The 19,044-nt window shown below is 65.6% G+C and carries 24 protein-coding genes; 11 read left to right on the forward strand and 13 right to left on the reverse strand.

The window, feature by feature from the left end:
- Positions 1-17 precede the first annotated feature (17 nt).
- The 5 genes from HMPREF3227_RS11690 to HMPREF3227_RS11710 are packed head-to-tail and all read left to right on the forward strand — an operon-like array spanning position 18 to position 3,365.
- Positions 18-614 (forward strand): hypothetical protein, encoded by a 597-nt coding sequence (locus HMPREF3227_RS11690; RefSeq protein ID WP_066485838.1) that lies wholly within the window; start codon positions 18-20, stop codon positions 612-614.
- Complete coding sequence (locus HMPREF3227_RS11695) at positions 611-1,456, forward strand: PrsW family intramembrane metalloprotease (protein ID WP_066513263.1); 846 nt, start codon at positions 611-613, stop codon at positions 1,454-1,456. Before HMPREF3227_RS11690 ends, HMPREF3227_RS11695 begins: the two co-directional genes overlap by 4 nt.
- A gap of 10 nt (positions 1,457-1,466) precedes the next feature.
- Positions 1,467-2,183: an acetolactate decarboxylase gene (gene budA, locus HMPREF3227_RS11700; protein WP_066485834.1), complete on the forward strand. Its 717-nt coding sequence runs from the start codon at positions 1,467-1,469 to the stop codon at positions 2,181-2,183.
- Between the two features lie 42 nt (positions 2,184-2,225).
- Entirely contained in the window at positions 2,226-3,098 is an 873-nt protein-coding gene (locus tag HMPREF3227_RS11705) for a shikimate 5-dehydrogenase (protein WP_082750356.1), read from the forward strand.
- Positions 3,099-3,113: 15 nt separating this feature from the next.
- Entirely contained in the window at positions 3,114-3,365 is a 252-nt protein-coding gene (locus tag HMPREF3227_RS11710) for a hypothetical protein (RefSeq protein WP_066485831.1), read from the forward strand.
- On the opposite strand, the gene HMPREF3227_RS11715 is transcribed toward HMPREF3227_RS11710, so the two are convergent.
- The 8 genes from HMPREF3227_RS11715 to HMPREF3227_RS11750 all read right to left on the reverse strand — a co-directional run bounded on the left by HMPREF3227_RS11715 (position 3,362) and on the right by HMPREF3227_RS11750 (position 7,916).
- Positions 3,362-4,249, reverse strand: coding sequence for a hypothetical protein (locus HMPREF3227_RS11715; protein ID WP_066513265.1), 888 nt, complete (start codon positions 4,247-4,249; stop codon positions 3,362-3,364). The two genes, HMPREF3227_RS11710 and HMPREF3227_RS11715, sit on opposite strands and share 4 nt — an antisense overlap.
- A gap of 10 nt (positions 4,250-4,259) precedes the next feature.
- Positions 4,260-4,652: an MGMT family protein gene (locus HMPREF3227_RS11720; RefSeq protein ID WP_329601968.1), complete on the reverse strand. Its 393-nt coding sequence runs from the start codon at positions 4,650-4,652 to the stop codon at positions 4,260-4,262.
- Complete coding sequence (locus HMPREF3227_RS11725; protein WP_066485816.1) at positions 4,642-5,472, reverse strand: VOC family protein; 831 nt, start codon at positions 5,470-5,472, stop codon at positions 4,642-4,644. The genes HMPREF3227_RS11720 and HMPREF3227_RS11725 overlap by 11 nt, the downstream gene beginning before the upstream one ends.
- Positions 5,472-5,759: an RNA-binding S4 domain-containing protein gene (locus tag HMPREF3227_RS11730; protein ID WP_066485813.1), complete on the reverse strand. Its 288-nt coding sequence runs from the start codon at positions 5,757-5,759 to the stop codon at positions 5,472-5,474. Before HMPREF3227_RS11730 ends, HMPREF3227_RS11725 begins: the two co-directional genes overlap by 1 nt.
- Before the next feature lie 122 nt (positions 5,760-5,881).
- Positions 5,882-6,211: a YbjQ family protein gene (locus HMPREF3227_RS11735; RefSeq protein ID WP_066485805.1), complete on the reverse strand. Its 330-nt coding sequence runs from the start codon at positions 6,209-6,211 to the stop codon at positions 5,882-5,884.
- Positions 6,208-6,423, reverse strand: a complete 216-nt coding sequence (locus tag HMPREF3227_RS11740; RefSeq protein ID WP_066485799.1) for a hypothetical protein — start codon at positions 6,421-6,423, stop codon at positions 6,208-6,210. The genes HMPREF3227_RS11735 and HMPREF3227_RS11740 overlap by 4 nt, the downstream gene beginning before the upstream one ends.
- Positions 6,423-7,145 (reverse strand): SDR family oxidoreductase, encoded by a 723-nt coding sequence (locus tag HMPREF3227_RS11745; protein WP_066513268.1) that lies wholly within the window; start codon positions 7,143-7,145, stop codon positions 6,423-6,425. The genes HMPREF3227_RS11740 and HMPREF3227_RS11745 overlap by 1 nt, the downstream gene beginning before the upstream one ends.
- 78 nt (positions 7,146-7,223) lie before the next feature.
- Positions 7,224-7,916 (reverse strand): alpha-ketoglutarate-dependent dioxygenase AlkB family protein, encoded by a 693-nt coding sequence (locus tag HMPREF3227_RS11750; RefSeq protein ID WP_066485782.1) that lies wholly within the window; start codon positions 7,914-7,916, stop codon positions 7,224-7,226.
- 448 nt (positions 7,917-8,364) lie between these two features.
- Between HMPREF3227_RS11750 and HMPREF3227_RS11755 the strand changes: the two genes are divergently transcribed.
- Together HMPREF3227_RS11755 and HMPREF3227_RS11760 are read left to right on the forward strand one after the other, a co-directional pair.
- A complete protein-coding gene (locus tag HMPREF3227_RS11755) occupies positions 8,365-9,009 on the forward strand; it encodes a sugar O-acetyltransferase (RefSeq protein WP_066513270.1) in 645 nt (214 codons plus the stop codon).
- Positions 9,009-11,312, forward strand: a complete 2,304-nt coding sequence (locus HMPREF3227_RS11760) for an ATP-dependent RNA helicase (protein ID WP_066513272.1) — start codon at positions 9,009-9,011, stop codon at positions 11,310-11,312. Before HMPREF3227_RS11755 ends, HMPREF3227_RS11760 begins: the two co-directional genes overlap by 1 nt.
- A 141-nt stretch (positions 11,313-11,453) precedes the next feature.
- Here the strand turns inward: HMPREF3227_RS11760 and HMPREF3227_RS11765 are convergent, their stop codons facing one another.
- On the reverse strand, positions 11,454-12,224 hold the full coding sequence (locus HMPREF3227_RS11765; RefSeq protein WP_066513274.1) for a TSUP family transporter: 771 nt from the start codon (positions 12,222-12,224) through the stop codon (positions 11,454-11,456).
- A 22-nt stretch (positions 12,225-12,246) separates the two neighbouring features.
- Between HMPREF3227_RS11765 and HMPREF3227_RS11770 the strand changes: the two genes are divergently transcribed.
- Entirely contained in the window at positions 12,247-13,302 is a 1,056-nt protein-coding gene (locus HMPREF3227_RS11770) for an AbrB family transcriptional regulator (protein WP_230384180.1), read from the forward strand.
- A gap of 37 nt (positions 13,303-13,339) precedes the next feature.
- A complete protein-coding gene (locus HMPREF3227_RS11775) occupies positions 13,340-13,705 on the forward strand; it encodes a DUF1304 domain-containing protein (protein ID WP_066485766.1) in 366 nt (121 codons plus the stop codon).
- 61 nt (positions 13,706-13,766) lie between these two features.
- Here HMPREF3227_RS11775 and HMPREF3227_RS11780 read toward each other — a convergent pair whose 3' ends face one another.
- A complete protein-coding gene (locus HMPREF3227_RS11780) occupies positions 13,767-15,413 on the reverse strand; it encodes a DUF885 domain-containing protein (protein WP_066513279.1) in 1,647 nt (548 codons plus the stop codon).
- A 58-nt stretch (positions 15,414-15,471) separates the two neighbouring features.
- Complete coding sequence (locus HMPREF3227_RS11785; protein ID WP_066513282.1) at positions 15,472-16,041, reverse strand: LOG family protein; 570 nt, start codon at positions 16,039-16,041, stop codon at positions 15,472-15,474.
- A gap of 18 nt (positions 16,042-16,059) precedes the next feature.
- Here HMPREF3227_RS11785 and HMPREF3227_RS11790 point away from each other — a divergent pair, with 18 nt between their 5' ends.
- Together HMPREF3227_RS11790 and HMPREF3227_RS11795 are read left to right on the forward strand one after the other, a co-directional pair.
- Positions 16,060-16,764 (forward strand): NAD-dependent deacylase, encoded by a 705-nt coding sequence (locus HMPREF3227_RS11790; protein ID WP_066513284.1) that lies wholly within the window; start codon positions 16,060-16,062, stop codon positions 16,762-16,764.
- A gap of 78 nt (positions 16,765-16,842) precedes the next feature.
- On the forward strand, positions 16,843-17,922 hold the full coding sequence (locus HMPREF3227_RS11795) for an ROK family transcriptional regulator (protein WP_066513288.1): 1,080 nt from the start codon (positions 16,843-16,845) through the stop codon (positions 17,920-17,922).
- Here the strand turns inward: HMPREF3227_RS11795 and HMPREF3227_RS11800 are convergent.
- Positions 17,919-18,518, reverse strand: a complete 600-nt coding sequence (locus tag HMPREF3227_RS11800; RefSeq protein WP_066485755.1) for an HAD family hydrolase — start codon at positions 18,516-18,518, stop codon at positions 17,919-17,921. The two genes, HMPREF3227_RS11795 and HMPREF3227_RS11800, sit on opposite strands and share 4 nt — an antisense overlap.
- 49 nt (positions 18,519-18,567) lie before the next feature.
- Complete coding sequence (locus HMPREF3227_RS11805) at positions 18,568-18,936, reverse strand: hypothetical protein (RefSeq protein WP_141629254.1); 369 nt, start codon at positions 18,934-18,936, stop codon at positions 18,568-18,570.
- Positions 18,937-19,044: the final 108 nt, after the last annotated feature.

The following is a 19,044-nucleotide window of genomic DNA, read 5'->3' on the forward strand; positions in this document are numbered from 1 at the left end:
TAGCTAAGGTGGACGCCATGTCCGCTCCCGCTTTCTCCTATCGTCTCCAGCCCCCGCGCATGGGGGCAGGGCTCACTGCGGTGCTGCTGAGCGCCGCGGTCCTGCTCTTTGCGCCCACGGTCTATTGGCTCACGCTTCCAGACCAACTCCGCCCGGCGGAGCCACTGGTCATTGGAGACGTCGCCGTGCCCATGGAGTGCACGCCCACGGCCGGATTGCTGCCTTCTGAGGGCTGGTATTGCGGGGATACGACCGTCACGGTCACGGAGACTCCCGGCGTCGCGGACGCAGAGCTCGCCGCCCGGCGCGCCCTGCGCAATATCGCGTTCGGCACGGACCCTGCTGGCCCCGTCGCAGTCTCCGGCTCGACCCTCGTGCTTGCCGATGCCCCCACCGGCGCCGCAGCCCTCATCCTCCCCGCCCCAAACGAGGCCCCAGAAGAGAACACGGCCTTCGTCGTCACCTTTGAGGGCGCGGACGCGGCCTCTGTCCTGGCTCCCACGTGGCAGGCGGCGACCGGCGAGGCGTTGCCGGCGACGATCACGGACGAGCTCGCGCACATCGACTCCCACGACGGCTTTGAGCCGGCGCTTCCGCAGGCGGTGAACGTATGAGTCGCGCCGCCCGCGGGGTCCTCTGGGCTGGTCTGGGCCTGGGCATTGTGGTCTTGGTCCTCTTCGTGTTTCCTATTTTCTTTGTGCTGCCGGGGCTCGCGCTGGCGGGCTCGGCCCTCGCCGCCCTCTACACCGCGATAGTCCTGTGGCTGCTCCACCTCACCCGGCCGGCGTGGCCGGGCGGGCGCGCGTGGGTCGTCGCCGCGCTGCTCTGGGGCTCGGGAACGTCCTTCGGCGTCGTCTCCGCTGCAGGGCTGGGGTGGTTCGACATCATCGACCACTGGCGCTGGGATCCCCTCATCGCCTCCTTCGGCGGCGCCTACCCGGAAGAACCGGCGAAGGCCCTGGGCGTGTTCCTTCTGCTCCTGTCCTTCCGTGAGCTGCGCCGCCCGTGGCATGGGTTCCTTGCCGGCGCCGTCGTGGGCCTGGGCTTCGAGACCACCGAGAATCTCCTGTACTCGTTTATGGGAGCGCTCATGGATCCGGTCTCGGACTGGGGCGGCTTCTGGGCCATGTGGGGCCTGCGCGTTATCGCTGGGCCCTGCCTCCACGTCGTCTTCACGGCCATCGCCGGCTGGGGTGTGGGCTGGGCGCTCTACGCCGCCGAGTGGTCGCGCCTGCGCCGCGTGGGCGTTGCCGCGGGTTTCCTCGCCTTCGCCTTCGCGGGCCACTTCCTGTGGAACATCACGCTCGACACGGACGCGTGGTGGGTCTACGCCCCCATGGTGTGTTCCGCACTTCTTACTTATCCCACAGTTTTCCTGCTCGTGCACCGCGCGCGGCGTCTCGCAGCGGCGGATCCGGGCTACGTGGCCGTGAAGGAGTTGCGGACCCGCGTCTAAGCTGGAACGCATGCACCACACGCGCCACGCCATCTTCCAAACCAGCCTCATCACCTCTCTCGCCCAGGGCGTCTACGAGGACGAGATGATGTTGTCCGAGCTCCTCGGTCACGGCTCCTTTGGCATTGGCACCTTCAACGGCCTCGACGGCGAGATGGTCATCCTCGATGGGCGCTGCTACCGCCTGCGCTCCGATGGCTCCGTCACCGAACCCCCGCTCGACGAGCGCACGCCCTATGCCGTGGTCACCAACTTCGTGCCCTCTATCCGCGAGGAACTCACCGGCCCGCTCACGCGTGAGGAATTCTCCAAGGTCGTAGACGGATTCATTCCCAGCTCCAACTACATGTACGCCCTGCGCGTTACCGGCCGTTTTAGCTGGGCCAGCGCGCGCACCGTGGAACGCCAGGAGCAGCCCTACCGCCCCATGGTCGAGGCCACGGACGGCGAGGAGGTCGTGCGGCTCGACAATTTCACGGGCACCATCGCCGGGTTCCGCACGCCGCTCTACGAGGCCGCCATCTCCGTGGCCGGCTGCCACGCCCACGTCATCAACGACGAGCGCACCTGGGGCGGCCACCTCGTGGACTTCGTCCTCGAGGAAGGCACCGTCGAGCTGTGCCTGTGCACGGATCTGCAGCTGCGCCTGCCGCTCACGGACGAATTCAGCGCCGCCGATCTGGGCCGCGACATGTCCGAAGAAATCAAGCAGGTCGAGCACCACTAAGCTCCGCGAGGCGCCGTGGGAAGTCTGGTTACACTGGGCGTCATGACTGAAATCCCGGCCGTAGCATCACTCAACACAGACTCGCCGCGTCTCGTCGCCGGCGGCATCACGAAGGACACGCAGCTGTGCCTGTCGCTGTCCGGCCGCCCTGGCAACACGGGCACGCGCTTCCACAATTACTTGTACGACGCGCTCGAGCTCAACTACGTTTACAAAGCGTTCACGACGGACGACATCCAGCAGGCAATCGCCGGCGTGCGTGGCCTGCAGATCCGGGGTGCCGCGATTTCCATGCCGTGGAAGGAAGACGTCATCGCCCTCGTCGACGAGATGGATCCGTCCGCCGAGGTCATCGAGTCCGTCAACACCATCGTCAACACGGACGGCCATCTGAAGGCCTACAACACGGACTACCTCGCCATCGTCTCCTTGCTGCGTTCCAACCAGCTCGACCCAGCGCTCGAGACCGTCGTCCTCGGCTCCGGCGGTATGGCCAAGGCCACCGTCGCTGCCCTGCGCGACGAGGGCTTCACCCACGTCACCGTCGTCGCCCGTAACACCACCACGGGCCCTGCGCTCGCGGACAAGTACGGCTTCGGGTACGCGCCCCAGCTTGGTTCGCTCACACCACAGCTCATCATCAACTGCACGCCCATCGGCATGGAGGGCGGTCCGGAAGCGGCCGACCTGCCCGTGCCCGACGCCGCAGTCCAGGCGGCCGAGGTCGTCTTCGACGTCGTACCCCGCCCCACCATCACGCCGCTGCGCGCCCGCGCGCAGGAACTCGAGAAAATCATCATCACCGGCGCCGAGGTCATGAGCCTGCAGGCCCTCGAGCAGTTTGTGCTCTACACTGGCATTCGCCCCGAGCCCGAACTCGTCGCGCGCGCCACCGCGTTTAGCCGTGCCGTCTAAGTCAAGGAGAACATCATGCTCGCCTGGTTCAATAACGCAGCCGAAGTAAAGCGCTTGCGCGCCGAAGTGCAGCGCCAAGCCGCCGTCATCGAGGATCTCACGCAGCGTCTCGGCCTCACCGCAGAAGACGTCAACGCCTACGGCGTGAGCGACGCCGAGCGTACGCTCGTCGCGCAGGGCGAACCCATCAAGGCCATCAAGGCCTACCGCGAACGCACCGGCGCAGACCTGCTTACCGGCAAGCGCGCCATCGACTCCGTGAGCTAGCAGACCTGCGAAGAGCCTGAGGACCCAGCCTGGGCCAGCGCCGCACAGGCCTGCGCCTGGGTCGCGGCGACCTGGTCCTCCGCGTTGCGGATGAACTGGCGCGCCTGGGCACGGAACTGCACGGGGATGCCCGGCAGGATGGAGGCCTCGAGCTGCGAGGGCTGGCGGGTGGCGGGGGCATCGGGAAGCGGTGCGGGAGCCGGAGCACCGTCCGGCGTCACACGCACGGCGCGCAGGACGTCGAAGGTGAGGTCCGCGGCCGAGCCATAGGTATTCGCCGCGATGACAAAGCCGTTGCCCAGCGAGACGGTCGCATTGACGTCACGTGCGTCGGACCAGCCGAACTTCGTGCCGATAATCCCCGGAATTCGGGACGTGCCGTAGTCCTGTTTGTAGCCATCCGCAGCGACGGGCGCGGCGGTGCGCATGCCGGTGACGATGGGCTGCGCCACCGGGTCGCCGACCATAATCGAGGTAAATCGCGCGAGATCCTCCGTAGAGGTCGTGGTGTTGCCCCAGTGCCCCCGGTAATGGGTCTCGTTCAGGCCGAACTGGCCGATGACCTCCGGAATCGCCTGCGGATACTTGCGGTCCAGGTCAGACGCGGTGGCGTCCTCGCTATAGCGAATCATGTTCTCCACGCGGGCCTTATCCTCAGGCGCTCCGTGGTGCAGCACCCAGTAGCCCAGATAGAGCTTGACCAGCGAGAGCGCCGGGCGCGACTCGTGCGAGTTCGCGGTAGAGACCACCACACCATTGTTGTAGCGCAGCGTGACCTGCGTGCGCGCGGCAACGGCGGCGGGATCGAGGATGGTGGCGGCGACGGCCGGGGCGGAGCCCAGCACGAGGGAGGCAACGAGAACAGGAAGAGCGCGTTTGAGCATGCCGGAAACCTTAGTCCTCTTTCCTGCCAACCAGCGCGCGCAGGTCCCGCGCGTCCAGCCCATGCGCCCGCATGTCCGCCTTTCCGGACGCTAGCCTTCCGATGCCCTCGTCCTCCCAGCGCGGCCAGACCCGCTCCGGGTCGTGCGGAGAACCGTCCGCACGCAGCACGCGCCACCAGGGAAGATCCGCGCCGTGCACGCGCATGACCCAGCCGACGTAACGCGCACCGACGCCCGTGGCCTTGCCGATCTCCCCGTAGGTTGTAACGTTGCCCGGGGGAATGCTTTGCACAAGCGCCTGCACGCGCTCGACGTTGGCTTTCGCCTTCTCCGAGCGCGGCGGCACGCCTTCCACCCAGGCCCCCTTCTGAGAGGTCCTTTTAGAGGTCTTTTTAGAGGTCAAGCAGATCGTCCGACTCGCGCGGGTCTTCCTCCGGCGCATCCTCAACCTCGGTGAGCGTTACGGTCGCACCCGTCGAGTCCGCGAGCAGCACCATGCGGCCAAACGGCGAATCCCACGGCTCGCGGATAATCTCGCCGCCAAGCTCCACGGCCTTCTTCGCGGCGGCCTCCACATCGCGCACGCCCAGATACGTCTGCCAGAAGCTCGGGACCTGCGGCGGGAACTGGCCCTGCGCGTTCCAGAAGCCCGCGAATGGCGCGCCGTCTTCCTCGGCGGTGGCGTAGACGATGCCGTCCATCTCCGGGCCGGTCTGCGTGCGAATCTCCCAGTCGAAGAGCTCGCCGTAGAAGTCCAACGCCTGCTGGAAGTTCGCCGTGGCCGTGAGCTCATGCCACACCGGGGTACCCGGCTCGCCGCCCGCGACGAACTGGTCCGCACCGCCCGGCTGGATGAGCCCAAACATGCCGCCAGCTGTGTCGACGGCGAGCGCCATATGACCCAGCTCTACCGGCTGCGCCGGAACGAGCACGCGCCCGCCCAGCTTTTCCACCTTCGCCAAATCCTCATCGATATTCCGCGACAAGAAGTACGTCACCCACGTATCCGGCATGCTGCCTTCCTCGGGCTGCGGAATCATGCCGGCGATGGGCAGGCCCTGAATGCGGGCCATTCGATATCCGCGTGCGTCGAGGTTTCCCGAGCCTGCGAGGGAAACCTCCCACCCCAAGACTTCTTCGTAGAAACGCGCCGACTTGCGCGTATCCGCCGTGGTGAGGTCAATCCAGTAGGGCATGCCCACTTCAGCTTCGAATGCGGGCATTACATGTTCCTCCACTTTTCGGGATCAAAATCGTCATCGGCCGTGGCCTCGTCGAAGTAGTCATCGTCCTCGTCGTCCTGCGCGATGACGCGCGCGCACGCGTCGCCGATGCACACCTCGTCGCCCACGTGCACCGCATGGCCACGTGCGGTCTGCGGCTCGCCGTTGACGGTCACCGCACCTTCGGCGATGAGTTCTTTGGCCTCGCCGCCCGTGGCCACGAGGCTGGCCAGCTTAATGAACTGGCCGAGTTTGATGGACTCGCCTTTGATTGAGACTTCTAGCATGCGTGCCAGTCTAGCGGCCCGCGCCGCACACCCCCGCGGCTGCCAAAAATCTTCTTCTCACGCCTGCCACGACAGGGTTTTCGGCAACCAGCGTGCCTCAACCCGCTGTGGGCGGCGCATGCTTAGTTCAGCGGGCGCAGCTTCACGGCCGTGCCGGTGGCCGTGACCATAAGCATGTCGTTGTTGGCGCCCATGGGCGAGTAGTCGAAAGCGATGCCCACGACGGCATCGGCACCGAGCTCCGCGCCGCGGTTCCACAGCTCGTTGAGCGCGGACTCACGGGCCTTGACAGCCTCGTCCTCGTAACCCGCGGAGCGTCCGCCGGTAAAGGAGCGCAGGGACGCGCCCAGGTCCTTGAGGAAATTGATGCCGGTGACGGTCTCGCCCGCAATCACCCGAATGTATGAAGTGATTTCGTGGCCTTCAACGTTATTCGTGGTCGTAAAAATCATGCCCTCAGACTACCGAATCCCTCCCCCACCATGACGGCTCCGAGCACGACAAAGATCACACCCGCCACGACGTCGATGTGGGCGCTCCACCGCGCGATCCACCGCATCATGGACCGCGGGGCGACGCGCATGACCTGCACGATGTCGGGCCCGGGCACGACGAGGACGGCCACCCACACTCCCAAGCGGGCGGCCAGCGTAGACAGCGGCACTAGCTCTGCGTGCGCGGCTTGAGCGTCATGACGTCGATGTTGAAGTGCGCGGGCAGCGAGGCCACCCAGCGCACAGCCTCCGCGATGTCCTCAGCGGTGAGGTTGACCTCGCCGTCGTAGACCGCGGCGGCTTTGCCCGCGTCACCGCGGAAGCGGTTGAGCGAGAACTCCTCCGTGGCCACGCGGCCCGGATCCAGCTCTGTGACGCGGACGTTGTGGTTCTCGATGCGCAGCGCGCGCGAAATGACGCGCACGCCGTGCTTCGCGTTGTTGTACGCGGAGCCGCCCTCGTAGACATTCCAGCCCGCAACGGAGCCCATGTTGATAATGAGACCGGAGTTCTCCGGGGCCGCCTCGAGCTTGGACAGCAGCGCCTGCGTCACGCGCACGGTGCCCAGGACATTCGTGTCGAACATCCACTGCCAGTCCTCAATCTTCGTCTCCGCGAGCGGCTCAAGCCCCTTCGCACCGCCGGCGTTATTGACCAGCAGATCGACACGCGGGAGCACCTCGGCCAGCGCGTCCACGGACTTCTGATCCGTCACGTCGAGCTGCACCGCCGTGCCACCGATGTCCTCGGCGAGCTTCTCTAGGCGATCCATGCGACGCGCCGCGACGACCACGTGCCAGCCATCGCTGGCCAGCGCGCGAGCCGAAGCTTCACCGATACCGGAGGACGCCCCCGTGACGACCGCTACCTTCTTATCTACCGGGATTGCCATGGTTCAGGGTCCTTTCGCTGCGTGTACATGAGATCTTTTCCCACATGGTACGCGGTTATCCGTAGCCAGACCGATGAATTATTCGGGAGTCCGCGGCGCCGCATCCACCTGCCGAATGGTGATGTTGATCCGCCCTTCGCGCAGGCCACAGCCTTCCGGCAGCGTCCCGTCGTCCACGCGCACGATGCCGTGGTACGCAAAGCGTTTCGGCCCACCAAAGACGATGAGGTCGCCCGAGCACGCCATGATGTCATCCCACGGCTTGTTACGGTTGTCCGTGTTTCCCATCCGAAACAGCGCCTCGTCGCCGATGGACAGTGAAATCACGGGTGCTTCGGACTCCTCGAAGTCGTCGACGTGCATGCCCATCGCCGAGCCCGGCGGGTAGTAATTGATAAGCGCCATCTGCGGGACGTAGCCCTCGACCCAGGGTTCGAGCTCCGCGCTTACCGATGCCGCCGCCCGCAACGCCGCAGGAGCCAGCCCCGCCAGCGACTCGGGCATGGGCGGCACCTGCGTGCCCTCAATATTGTTGACATAGCGGTAGCTCGCGTAGTGCCAGAAACGCCCCACATGCAGCTGAAACACGCTCATCTGCCCGGACTTGAGCTGCGGCTTGTACATGCCCATCGGCGTGCCTGCGTAAGCCCGCGCCGTCTCGCGAAACTCCTCCACGAGCGCGCGCTGCTGGTCGATATCCAGCCACCCCGGCAGGTGCGCCACGCCCGGCGCGACCTTCACCGCAGGGCGCGGGAGCGAATCAAAAAGCATGGATCCATCCAATCACTTTTTTGGGATTTAACGTATCCCGTTACGCACCACCACGATTGATTTTGGGGATTTATCGCGTAGAATTAACAGTATTGCAAGGGTCCTTCCAGCCGCGTTGCTGGGTCGGGAGTCTTGCCCCGCGGAGCTCCTGCAGTTCATAACGAACCGCAGGAGCTCTTGCAATTCATTCATCCAGAAAGACGATTCCCTTTTCGCAGCCAGACCATCACAACGCCTCAAGCGCCCTATAGGCATCAACGGCCCCGTGGTCGGCTTTATGGCGAGGACACCATTCAGGCCAGTCCCGACTGATCAAGTGAAATGCCCCGTAGGCTGCCAAACCCGAGTCATGTCCCCAGAAACCATGGCTTGTCAAAGAATCCTAGAGGAAAGCAGCACGCATCGCTTGGCGTAGTAGCGCTCACGACCGCACCCGTAGAATGTCCGCATGGACTTGCAGCAATTCGGAACGTGGGAACGCCAGACCAGCGGCCAGTGGCATCTGCCGGGCACGGACCCGGAAGCGAGCGCGGAACACGCGCGCACTTTCAAGCTCGTCAAGCAGTTCAATGAGCTAGGCAATACGGACCACGAGCGCGCAAAGGACATCCTGCGCGAGATCCTCCCGGAGGAATCCGAGGTCCCCGGCATGCATGCGCCGCTCAACCTGGAATATGGCCGCAACCTCGTGTGTGGCGAGGGCGTGTTCATCAACTTCGGCGCGACCATCCTGGCGCAGGCGAAGGTGACGCTCGGCGAGCGCGTCATGATTGGCCCGAACTGCTCGCTCATCACGGTGGGCCACCCGATGAACGACCATGAGATGCGCGAGGGCGGCTGGGAAATCGCGAAGCCGATCACGGTCGGCCGCAATACATGGTTCGGCGCGAACGTCACCGTCATGCCGGGCGTGACGATTGGCGAGAATTGCGTGGTGGGCGCGGGCGCGCTCGTCACGCGGGACATCCCGGATAATTCGTTGGTTCTCGGCGCGCCTGGCCGCGTGGTGCGCAAGCTCGAAGGTGAGAACCTCGAGCGCGTCGATCTTGACGGCCCCGTCGAGGGCTTTGGGGCGGGCGAATCTCCTTTCTAATGTTTGATCTTCAATCCATCGGCGCGGGTCTGCCTGTTGCCAAGACCATCGGCAGCCTGCCCAGCACCGGCCACGTCGTGGTCCAAGCACCGCCCGGCACGGGTAAGACCACGCTCGTCCCGCCGGCGCTGTCCAATCAAGTAGACGGCAAGGTCATCGTCACTGCGCCCCGGCGCGTGGCGGTCCGCGCCGCGGCGAATCGCCTCGCGGCGCTCTCCGGCACACCCGAGCAGGTCGGCTACGCCATCCGTGGGGAAAGCAAGAAAGGCTCCCGCGTCGAGTTCGTGACGCCCGGAGTGCTCCTGCGCCGGCTGCTCAAGGATCCGGAGCTTGAAGGCGTGTCCGCCGTCGCGCTTGATGAGGTCCACGAGCGTCAGCTCGACACGGATCTTGTCCTCGCCATGTGCGTCGAGCTCGCGACCCTCCGCGAGGATTTTCGCGTCGTCGCCATGTCCGCGACGGTGGACGCGGAGCGCTTCGCCGGCCTGCTTGGCAACGCGCCGATTCACGCCACCGAGGCGGTCACCTACCCGGTTGAGACCAGCTACCAACCGCTCCATGGCCGAGCTGCAGGCACGCGCGAGTTTTACCAGGAGGTCGCCCGCGTCGCGCAGCAGGCGCACGCGAAGAATCCCGGCTCCACGCTCGTCTTCGTCCCCGGTCTGCGAGAAGTAAACCAAGTGGCAGACGTGCTGCTGGCGCATCACGAGACCAACGTGTATCCCCTCCACGGCCAGCAGACCACGGCAGAACAGGACGCGGCGCTCTACACCGACGAGGAACGCATCGTCGTCGCGACCTCCATCGCGGAGTCCTCGCTCACGGTGCCGGGCGTGCGCACCGTCGTCGACGCAGGCCTCTCGCGCGTGCCCCGGCGCGACGCGCAGCGCGGCATGTCCGGATTGGTGACGGTCTCCACGTCGAAGTCGAGCGCCGATCAGCGCGCCGGCCGTGCGGGCCGCGAGGCTCCTGGCCACGTCGTTCGCTGCTATTCCGCAGAGGACTACCAACACTTCAGCCCTCACATCACGCCGGAAATCTTGAGCGCCGATCTCACACAGGCCGCGCTCTTCATGGACGCGTGGGGCGCGGGCCCCGACTTCCCGCTCCTCGATCAGCCGCCTCGAGCCGCGCTTGCCGATGCCCACCGCACCCTCGAAGCACTCGGCGCCAGGTCCGCAGGGGCCGTGACCCCGCTCGGCGAGAAGCTCGCCGTCCTGCCCACAGACCCGCGGCTGGGCGCGGCCCTGCTCAAGCTGGGACGCCGCGCGGCGCCGACGGTGGCGATCGTAAGCAACGACGCACGAGGGGACATCGGAAAGCTGAGCGCACCCAAGCGGGAAACGCAGCGCCTTGAGCGGCTCGTCGAGGACAAGGGACCGACCACGCCGGGCGCCGTCGTCGCCGCGGCCTTCCCCGAGCAGGTCGCCAAGCGCATGAAGGACGACGAATATCTCCTGGCCAGCGGCACACGCGCGAAAGTCCGCGACTCTTCGCTCCTCGGCTCCGCGTGGCTCGCCATCGCGGAGGTCTCCCTGTCGCACGCTGGCAACGCCATCGTCCGCGCGGCCGCACGTATCGAGGAGGCCGAAGCCCTGGACGCGATCGGCATCACAGAGGAGGTCGTCGCACAGCTCAACGGAGGGAAAGTCCGCGGCCGGAAGGTCAAGCGTGCCGGAGCCATTGAGCTCTCCTCCACTCCGGTCAAGGTCACGGGACAGGCGGCGGCCGACGCGCTCGCTGCCGGTATCAACTTGGATGATTTCCACTTCTCCGAGAAGGCCCAGCTCCTGCGCGACCGTCTGCGCCACCTGCACGATTTCTACGGCGAGCCCTGGCCCGACCTCGAGGCACAGAATCTCGCGGTGTGGCTCGCGCCGGAATTGCGAAAGATTGCCGACGGCACGCCGATTGCCCAGGTCGACATGTACCCTGCGCTGCAACGCCTGCTGCCGTGGCCGGAAGCGACGCACCTGGACGAGCTCGCGCCGGAGCGGCTCGCGGTGCCCAGCGGCCGCGACGCGCGCATTGACTGGACGGGCGAGCGCCCGATTGTCCACATCAAGCTGCAGGAATGCTTTGGGCTGGCGGAGTCGCCCGAATACTGCGGCCATCGTGTCCAGTTCCACCTGCTCTCCCCCGCGGGCCGGCCCCTCGCGGTGACGGACGACCTGGCAAGTTTTTGGGCGGGGCCGTACCAGGGCGTGCGCTCCGAGATGCGCGGGCGCTACCCCAAGCACCCGTGGCCGGAGGATCCGTGGACGGCACCGGCGACAGCCCGGACGAAGAACCGCATGAAATAAGAAAGACGCCCGCGCTCAGAGACGCGGGCGCTGTACTGCAGAATTTCAGCAGGCGGGAACATACCGAAAATCCACTCAACAAGAACTAAGGGCTTTTATTTTTAAACCCCAAGGAAAAGGCGTAGCCCACGAGCGGGGCAGTTAGCTCCACTGCTGCCAGGACAAATAGAGGCTCATGACGATAACAAGCGTGAGAAGCGCGTAGCGGATGAGCTTCGTGCCGCCACCTAGGACGGTGCGGGCGCCGAGCTGTGCGCCGGCGATATTGGCGAGCGCGAGGACGATGCCCAGCCCCCAGAGCACGTGGCCGCCGGCGATGAATGCGACGAGTGCGCCTAGGTTGGTGCACGTGTTGACGACCTTGGCCATCGCAGCGGAGCGCAGGAAGTTTTGCGAGAAAATTGCGGTGAACGCCATGATGAGGAACATGCCGGTGCCTGGACCGAAAATGCCGTCGTAGAAGGCGATCGCGGCAACTGCGGCAAGCCCTGCGGCCACGCGCCATCCGGCGTGGATCCCGTCGGATTCGCCGGAACCGAAGCTCGGCCTGAACGCAACGAAGAGGCCTACGACGACCATCAACACGATAATGACCGGCCGCATGACGGACTTGTCGAGCATGGAGACGAGGAGCGCGCCCAGGCCGGAGGACAGCGCGGCGATGATCCCCATGGGAATCAATTCACGGGCCGGCGGGCGGACCTTGCGCACGAGCGTGAAGGCTGCCGATGCCGTCCCCGACACCGCCGCCAGCTTGTTCGTCGCGAGCGCCGCAGCGGGCGCCAGCTGCGGCGCCACCGCCAGAATGAGCGGAATGAGGACCAGCCCGCCGCCGCCGATGACGGCATCGATCCATCCGGCGACCGCCGCGCCACCGACGAGGACCGCCCAACCTCCTGCTGCAATCTCCATGGCACCCATTAAACTCGACGCCATGTCTGTTCACGCACGTTGGGCCATTATCGTTCCTGGGTCATTTGCCTTGGGTGCGTTATTTACGTACCTCCATGTGCCCGCGGCGTGGATTCTTGCAGCGATTGTGGTCTCCGGCGCGATGGCGCTCACCACCGGCGAGGAGCTGCCTGTCAACAAGCAGTTCTACGCGCTCGCCCGTGGCTTCATCGGCATGATGGCCGCCATCCCGCTCACGCTCGTGCCCTTCGGGCAAGTCGTGGGCTACCTGCCCGCCGCCGTGACGATGTCGCTGGTGAGCGTGCTCGTGGGCATGGTGGGCGGCATGCTCATCCACCGCGCACAACCGAAAGATATCTCGTGGGAAACCGGCATCTTGTCCATGCTCCCCGGCGGCGCCTCGCTCATGCCGGCGCTGGCCAGCGAGCTCGGCGCCGACTACCGCTACGTCGCACTCACGCAGTACCTGCGCCTGCTCGCCGTGTCCATGTCACTGCCGCTCGTGGTCGCGTTCCTCGACTCGCCCGCCGGCCAGGGCGTCGGCCTCTCCGTCGCCGGCGAGACGACGTGGTGGATCATCCTGCTCACCATCGCCATCGCCGTGGGCGGCGAGAAGCTAGGCAAGCTCGCGCACCTGCCCGCCGCGGCGGTGCTCGGCCCCCTCATCCTCACCGTCATCGCCGCGCAGTTCCTGCCGGAGGGCCACACGCTCGAGCCGCTCGACATCTTCAAGATCATGGCGTTTATGTCCATCGGCTGGATCTGCGGCGGCGGCCTGTCCCTGCCCGCGCTCACGTCCTTTGCCAAGCAGCTGCCCGCGACCATCCTGTTCATCGTCGTCGTCATCGGAGTCTGCGCACTCACGGCGTGGCCACTCACCGTGTGGATCGATATCTCGTACTTCGAGGCCTACCTCGCGACCTCGCCCGGCGCGCTCGAAACCGTCCTCGCGCTCTCGGCTGAAGGCGGCGCAGGTCCTGCGGTAGTTTCCGTCCAGATCGTGCGCCTCATCATCGTGCTCGTGATCGCCGGCTACCTGCCACAGATCCTGCGCCTCCTGGGCAAATTCCGGCGTTAAATTGTACACAATCTAATTTGGGCGCATGCTAGGTGACATGACCATCATCATGTTCGTCCTCGCTATCCTCGCGACCCTGCTCCATGTCTTCATCTTCTACCTGGAGTCCTTCGCGTGGACCACGAAGGCGCTGGGCGTCTTCGGCGGCACCCGAGAGGAAGCCGAGCACACCAAGGAGCTCGGCTTCAACATGGGCTTCTACAACCTCATGCTCGCGATTATCACGGCCGTGGGCCTTGCCCTCTGGGGCTCGCCCACCGGCCCGGCGCTCATCATCGCCGGGCTGGGCAGCATACTCGCCGCCGCCGTATGGCTGCTCGCAACCTCCCCGGACAAGCGCGGCGCTGCAGTCAAGCAGGGGATCCTCCCCCTGCTCGCCCTCATCGCGCTCGCCTTCGCGTAAGAATCGTGAACCTCAAGGCTCAATTCTTGGCCTGCTGGGCCCTTAGATTCACGATGCAGATCTAATTAAGGATCGTCTCGCGCAGAATCGGCATAGGAATCGAGCCCAGCGCTAGCGCCTGCGCATGGAATTCCTTGGGGCTCATGCCCTGCGCCAGCGCGTCCGCGCGAGTCTGGTGCCACAGACGCTCGCCCAGCGCGTAGGACGGAGCCTGACCCGGCCAGCCGAGGTAGCGGTTGACCTCGAACGCAAGGTTCGCGTCGTCCATGGCGGTGTGCTCGCGCAGGTAGGTCTTCATGTGCGCCTTATCCCACACGCCAGAGCCGTCCGGCATCTGCTTGCCCAGGTGGAGTCCGATATCGACGACCACGCGGGCGGCACGCAGCTTCTGCGCGTCAAGCAGGCCCATACGGTAGCCCGGATCGTCCATGTGGCCCAGCTCCGCCATGAGCGACTCGGCGTAGAGCGCCCAGCCCTCGCCGTGGCCGGAGTTCCAGCAGGCGGCGCGGCGCCACAGATTGAGGTCGTCCTGCAGCAGCGCCGCGGAGACCTGCAGGTGATGGCCCGGCACGCCCTCGTGATGGACGGTGGTGAGCTCCTGCCACGTGTGGAAGGTGTCTTGGCCTGCGGGCACGGACCACCACATGCGGCCCGGGCGCGAGAAGTCCTCCGAAGGACCGGTGTAAAAGATCCCACCGGTACCCGCCGGATCGATGAGGCACTCAATCGTCTGTGCCTGCTCCGGAATATCGAACTCCGTGCCATTCAACTCCGCGATGACGCGGTCCGCCGTCGCCTGCATCCACGCGACGAGCTCCTCGCGGCCGTGCAGCGTGTAGCGCTCCTCGCCGTTGAGCTTGCGCATCGCGGTGCGTGGGGAGCATTCGGCGCCGTACAACTGGTGCGCGATCTTTTCCTGCTCCGCGCCGATTTCGGCGACGCGATCCAGGCCCCACTCATAGGCCTCGTCCAGATCCACGGCGTCGCCCACAAAGAGCTTGGAGAAACGCTCGTAGCGCTCGCGGCCCACCGCGTCATGAGCCGGGGCTTGCGGCTGCAGCTCGGAAGACAGCCAGGCGGAGAACTCCTCGAAGGAGCGCTTGGCACCCTCGACCTCTGGGGCCTCGGGGTTGACTCCCAAGCCTTCCAAGAGGGGGCCATCGGCAAGCGCATTGCACTGGCCAATGACCTCGTTGATTTGGCGGGAGGCCGCCACCGCGCCATGCGAAGCCGCCTCAAGCAGCGAGCGCTTGTAGCCGTCGAGCGCGCGCGGGATCTTCGACATGCGGGAACGGATTGCATCGACCTGCTCCGCTGTCTCGTGCGGCATGAGCACGAGGGTGTCGCGGATGGTCTGCACCGGAGACGCAATGTTATTGAGCTCGCGCAGGTCCTCGCCGTTGTGGTGGAGGTCGAGTTCCAGGCACAGGCGGTCGCGCAGGACGGCGGCGGTCACATAATCGACGTCGTCGAAGTCGTCATCATCATCAGACTCGTCCGTGCAGTCGTCCAAGGCGTCCAGGTCCGCCATCATCTCGCGCGTGCGATCCGCGACGGCGGCGTGGTACTCGGGCGAGAAATCCTCGAGTTCGCCATCGAATCCGGGAATGCCCAGAGACGTCGCTGTCGTGGGCGAGAGCGCGGCGAGATCGTGGACGAAGTTATCGCACGAGGCATCCAACAAAGAGGGCTGGCGGTGAGAACACATAAGGCGGAAGTCTATCCACTACCTAGGGGTAAGTGCCACCTGAGACCCGCACTGTGTCTTAAGCGTTATCCCATTTTGACCCGAGCGGGACCCAACCAGCGAAAGCATCGAGCGCCGCCGCAGGAGTCGGCTCCACGATAAGCGCGTCGACGAAACGCTGCTGCATGAACCCGTTGTCCGCGAAATTCTCCAGCAACGCAACGAAAGGATCCCAGTAGCCTTCCGCATTGATAAGGCCGACTGGACCGGTAATATTCCCCAGCTGCTGCATGGTGAGTACCTCCGTGAGCTCCTCCAGCGTGCCGATGCCCCCTGGCAGCGCCAGGAAGCCATCCGCCAGCTCCTCCATGCGGGTCTTGCGCTCGGCCATCGTATCCACGCGCTCCAGCACCGTGAGCCCCGCGTGCGCCATCTCCAGATTCGCGAGCTGGTGCGGGATGACACCCGCGACCTCGCCGCCAGCGGCCAGGGCGGCGTCCGCGACGATGCCCATGAGCCCCACGTTGCCGCCGCCATAGACAAGCCGGATGCCCCTCCGCGCCAGCTCCGCCCCCAGCTGGCGTGCCGCTTCCGCAAACGCCGGATTATCCCCCGTGGCCGATCCGCAATACACCGCTACTGAATTCATAAGAACTAGCATAGGGGCATGACCGACATGATTGCCGCCGCCCGCGACATCCTTGCGAACGCGCAGAATCTCGTCGCTTTCACCGGCGCCGGCATGTCCGCTGACTCCGGCCTCGATACCTACCGCGACGCACAGACCGGCGTGTGGGAAAACGTCGATCCCCACGCCATGGCCTCCATCGACGCGTGGGCCCGCGACCCGGAGCCCATGTGGCGCTGGTACCTCCACCGGAAGTCCCTGTCCGAGAACGCCCACCCCAATCCCGGGCATCGGGCGCTCGCGGAGCTAGGCGCAAAAATCATCACCCAAAACATCGACGACCTCCACGAGCGCGGCGGCTCCACGGACGTCGTCCACCTCCACGGCAGTCTCTTCGAATTTCGCTGCACCATCTGTAGCCGACCGTGGAAAGGCGCCACCAAACCCCAGCACATCCCCGAGTGCCCGTTGTGCGGCAACCTCATCCGGCCTGGCGTCGTGTGGTTCGGCGAGGCCCTCCCACCCCGCGAGTGGGACGCCGCGGAAAACCTGATGTCCACCACCGACGCGCTCATCATTGTGGGCACGTCCGGTGTAGTTCAGCCTGCGGCCGGACTCCCCCGCCTCGCGGCAACACGTGGGGTACCTGTCCTCGAAATCACGCCGCAGCCCACCGCACTCACGCCGCTCGCAACGGTGCAGTTCACGGGCCGTGCAGGAGAGGTTCTCCCACTCCTCACGTAATATCTGTAAACCACTCAGTCTAAAAAAGACGGGGGTGATTTAGACTATGCGGTCTAGGGAGGGATATTATTTATATCCATGAGTACAGCCGGACCAGTCTTCGCCCGTCCCCGCACCCCTGCGGCTAAGAGCCTCCACCTCGTACGCCTCAATCCCATCATCACGCGCAGCGAGCTCGTGGAGGCCACCGGACTGTCCCAGCCCACCATCACCCGTGCCACCGCCGCCCTGCTTAAGGCCGGTCTGATTCAGGAGCGCACGGATCTCACCCGCTCCCAAGGCCGCGGTCGTCCCACGGTTCCGCTCGAGGCCTCCGATAACGGCTGGCTACTCGCCGGCATCGCCGTCGGCACCTCCTCGACATACATCGGCCTCTACGACACCCGCGGGCGCATTATCCGCGAAGACAACGTTCCCACCCCGGTCTCTAAGCTCAGCCCCGATGACTTCGTCGAGCACGTCATCGCCGGCGTGAATCGCCTCGCCACCGGCGTCGACCGCACGCTGGTCTCCGTTGGTGTCACCACCTCCGGCACCGTCGATGAAGAGGGCAAGGTTCACGCGGCCAACCTCGGCTGGGACGGCATGGATATCGCAGGACGCCTCGACTTCCAGTTCGGCGTCCCCGTCACTGTCACCCCGGCCGTGCCCGCCATCCTCGCCTCGGAGACGCAGGCAGCGCCCCTCGGCGACGAGGCCCGCACGCTCGTCCTCTTCGCGGATGACTCGATTGGCGCCGCGCTCTCCGACGAAGACGGCGTCGCCCCCATCGATCTCCCACAGTTCGACGGCGCCGACCCGCGCGACACCCTCGTCAACGCCGCGCTGGCTCCCCGCCTCGCTGAGGCTGCCGATGCCTCCTCGGTCCTCGCCCAGCGCGCCTCCGACCTCGGCCGCCTTACGGCCCAGCTTATCGATGCCCACCGCCCGGACACCGTAGTCATCGCTGGCTCTGCGTTCTACGACGTCCCCACGGCGCCGAAGCTCTTCGCCTCGGCCGCACGCGGCGAGCTCGACCCCGATCTCGCCTCCGCGACGGAGCTGCGCATGATCCCCAATCACAAGGAGATCGTCCGCTCCATCGCCCGCGCCGTCGCGCTCGACCCCCTCCTGCGCACGCCGCTTGAGCTGAACACCGCGAAGGTGCGCGCCGCTTAGCTCAAGCCACACTCCGCGCGCAGCTCGGCGAGGTTCCCGTCGTAGAGGTACCCACGCAGCCCTGCCGCACGCGCGGCGTCGACGTTGCCTTGGGTGTCATCAATGAAGAGCGTGTCTTTGGCATTGGCCCCCAACGCGTCCACCGCCACATCGAAGGCCCGCTTGTCGGGCTTGACCACGCCGATTTCACCGCTGAGCACCACCGCGGTGAATTCCTTAAGCCAGCTCTCATTGCGCTCACGCACCATGCGGCCGAGCCCCACCGGAATGTTGGACAGCACGCCCACCGCATTGCCCGCGCCAAGCAACTCCTGGGCGACCCCCACGACGTCGAGGTCCGGCGCCGTACACGGCTCGAAGTCCTGAGCGACGGCCTCAGAGATATCGAAGTCCGGAAGGCCTAGGCGCACCTGCATCTGGCGCCACCAGCGTTCGTCGCTCACCACGCCCGCGTCATAGGCCGGGCGCAATTCGTTATACGCCGTCCAAAAAGCGACCGGATCCTCGGCACCGACGAGACGTAGCAGCGCCTCCTTCGGCGCCGGTGGGCGATGACGGAGCAAGACTCCGTAGAAATCGAAAAGATACGTCGACATACATCCAGACTACGGAAAGCCGCGCAGACTCGTCCCAAACGACAGAGCTCTAGAAACGGAACAAGCGTCCGGGCAGCCCCGTGGGCACGAGCAGCACCGCCACAGCACCCAGCGCCGCGCCTCCCGCATACAGCGGCACGATGGCGTCCGGAATGATACCCAGCGGCGTGAAGATCACCAGGCCCACAGCAGCAAGCACGAGCGCTCCGCCGACTGACGCAATGGATTTCTGCGGCAGGCTCACCGCGATGAGCGCAGCAAAAAGAAAGAGACCCGCCCCCGCGAAAGGCCCCAGCATGAGTGCCGCACCAAGCAGAAAAGTGCCGAGCGCGACGTGCGTACTGCTCAACGCCGTGCCGACGCCCAAGGCGACGGCGAGCGCGAGGAGCACGACCACGGTCCAGGTTTTCTGCTTCATAGACATATAAAACGCAGTCTCCCACCAACCACGGGGTTGGTGGGAGATATTAGGGCAATCTTGATGGGTTTGTTACCGCATGGTCACTGTCCCTTGACCTTTTTGTAT

The organism is Corynebacterium sp. CMW7794, from assembly GCF_001563605.1.
In the GTDB taxonomy this organism is placed as follows: domain Bacteria; phylum Actinomycetota; class Actinomycetes; order Mycobacteriales; family Mycobacteriaceae; genus Corynebacterium; species Corynebacterium phoceense.

Bases quoted from the DNA above. Each gene is read 5' to 3' on its own strand.
- HMPREF3227_RS11750 (WP_066485782.1), bottom strand. From the start codon at position 7,916: ATGCTTTTTGATTCGCTCCCGCGCCCTGCGGTGAAGGTCGCGCCGGGC.
- budA (WP_066485834.1), top strand. From the start codon at position 1,467: ATGCACCACACGCGCCACGCCATCTTCCAAACCAGCCTCATCACCTCT.
- HMPREF3227_RS11795 (WP_066513288.1), top strand. From the start codon at position 16,843: ATGAGTACAGCCGGACCAGTCTTCGCCCGTCCCCGCACCCCTGCGGCT.
- HMPREF3227_RS11710 (WP_066485831.1), top strand. From the start codon at position 3,114: ATGCTCGCCTGGTTCAATAACGCAGCCGAAGTAAAGCGCTTGCGCGCC.
- HMPREF3227_RS11800 (WP_066485755.1), bottom strand. From the start codon at position 18,518: ATGTCGACGTATCTTTTCGATTTCTACGGAGTCTTGCTCCGTCATCGC.
- HMPREF3227_RS11775 (WP_066485766.1), top strand. From the start codon at position 13,340: ATGACCATCATCATGTTCGTCCTCGCTATCCTCGCGACCCTGCTCCAT.
- HMPREF3227_RS11735 (WP_066485805.1), bottom strand. From the start codon at position 6,211: ATGATTTTTACGACCACGAATAACGTTGAAGGCCACGAAATCACTTCA.
- HMPREF3227_RS11780 (WP_066513279.1), bottom strand. From the start codon at position 15,413: ATGTGTTCTCACCGCCAGCCCTCTTTGTTGGATGCCTCGTGCGATAAC.
- HMPREF3227_RS11730 (WP_066485813.1), bottom strand. From the start codon at position 5,759: ATGCTAGAAGTCTCAATCAAAGGCGAGTCCATCAAACTCGGCCAGTTC.
- HMPREF3227_RS11785 (WP_066513282.1), bottom strand. From the start codon at position 16,041: ATGAATTCAGTAGCGGTGTATTGCGGATCGGCCACGGGGGATAATCCG.
- HMPREF3227_RS11755 (WP_066513270.1), top strand. From the start codon at position 8,365: ATGGACTTGCAGCAATTCGGAACGTGGGAACGCCAGACCAGCGGCCAG.
- HMPREF3227_RS11765 (WP_066513274.1), bottom strand. From the start codon at position 12,224: ATGGAGATTGCAGCAGGAGGTTGGGCGGTCCTCGTCGGTGGCGCGGCG.
- HMPREF3227_RS11770 (WP_230384180.1), top strand. From the start codon at position 12,247: ATGTCTGTTCACGCACGTTGGGCCATTATCGTTCCTGGGTCATTTGCC.
- HMPREF3227_RS11695 (WP_066513263.1), top strand. From the start codon at position 611: ATGAGTCGCGCCGCCCGCGGGGTCCTCTGGGCTGGTCTGGGCCTGGGC.
- HMPREF3227_RS11760 (WP_066513272.1), top strand. From the start codon at position 9,009: ATGTTTGATCTTCAATCCATCGGCGCGGGTCTGCCTGTTGCCAAGACC.
- HMPREF3227_RS11715 (WP_066513265.1), bottom strand. From the start codon at position 4,249: ATGCTCAAACGCGCTCTTCCTGTTCTCGTTGCCTCCCTCGTGCTGGGC.
- HMPREF3227_RS11690 (WP_066485838.1), top strand. From the start codon at position 18: ATGTCCGCTCCCGCTTTCTCCTATCGTCTCCAGCCCCCGCGCATGGGG.
- HMPREF3227_RS11745 (WP_066513268.1), bottom strand. From the start codon at position 7,145: ATGGCAATCCCGGTAGATAAGAAGGTAGCGGTCGTCACGGGGGCGTCC.
- HMPREF3227_RS11790 (WP_066513284.1), top strand. From the start codon at position 16,060: ATGACCGACATGATTGCCGCCGCCCGCGACATCCTTGCGAACGCGCAG.
- HMPREF3227_RS11725 (WP_066485816.1), bottom strand. From the start codon at position 5,472: ATGCCCGCATTCGAAGCTGAAGTGGGCATGCCCTACTGGATTGACCTC.
- HMPREF3227_RS11705 (WP_082750356.1), top strand. From the start codon at position 2,226: ATGACTGAAATCCCGGCCGTAGCATCACTCAACACAGACTCGCCGCGT.
- HMPREF3227_RS11805 (WP_141629254.1), bottom strand. From the start codon at position 18,936: ATGAAGCAGAAAACCTGGACCGTGGTCGTGCTCCTCGCGCTCGCCGTC.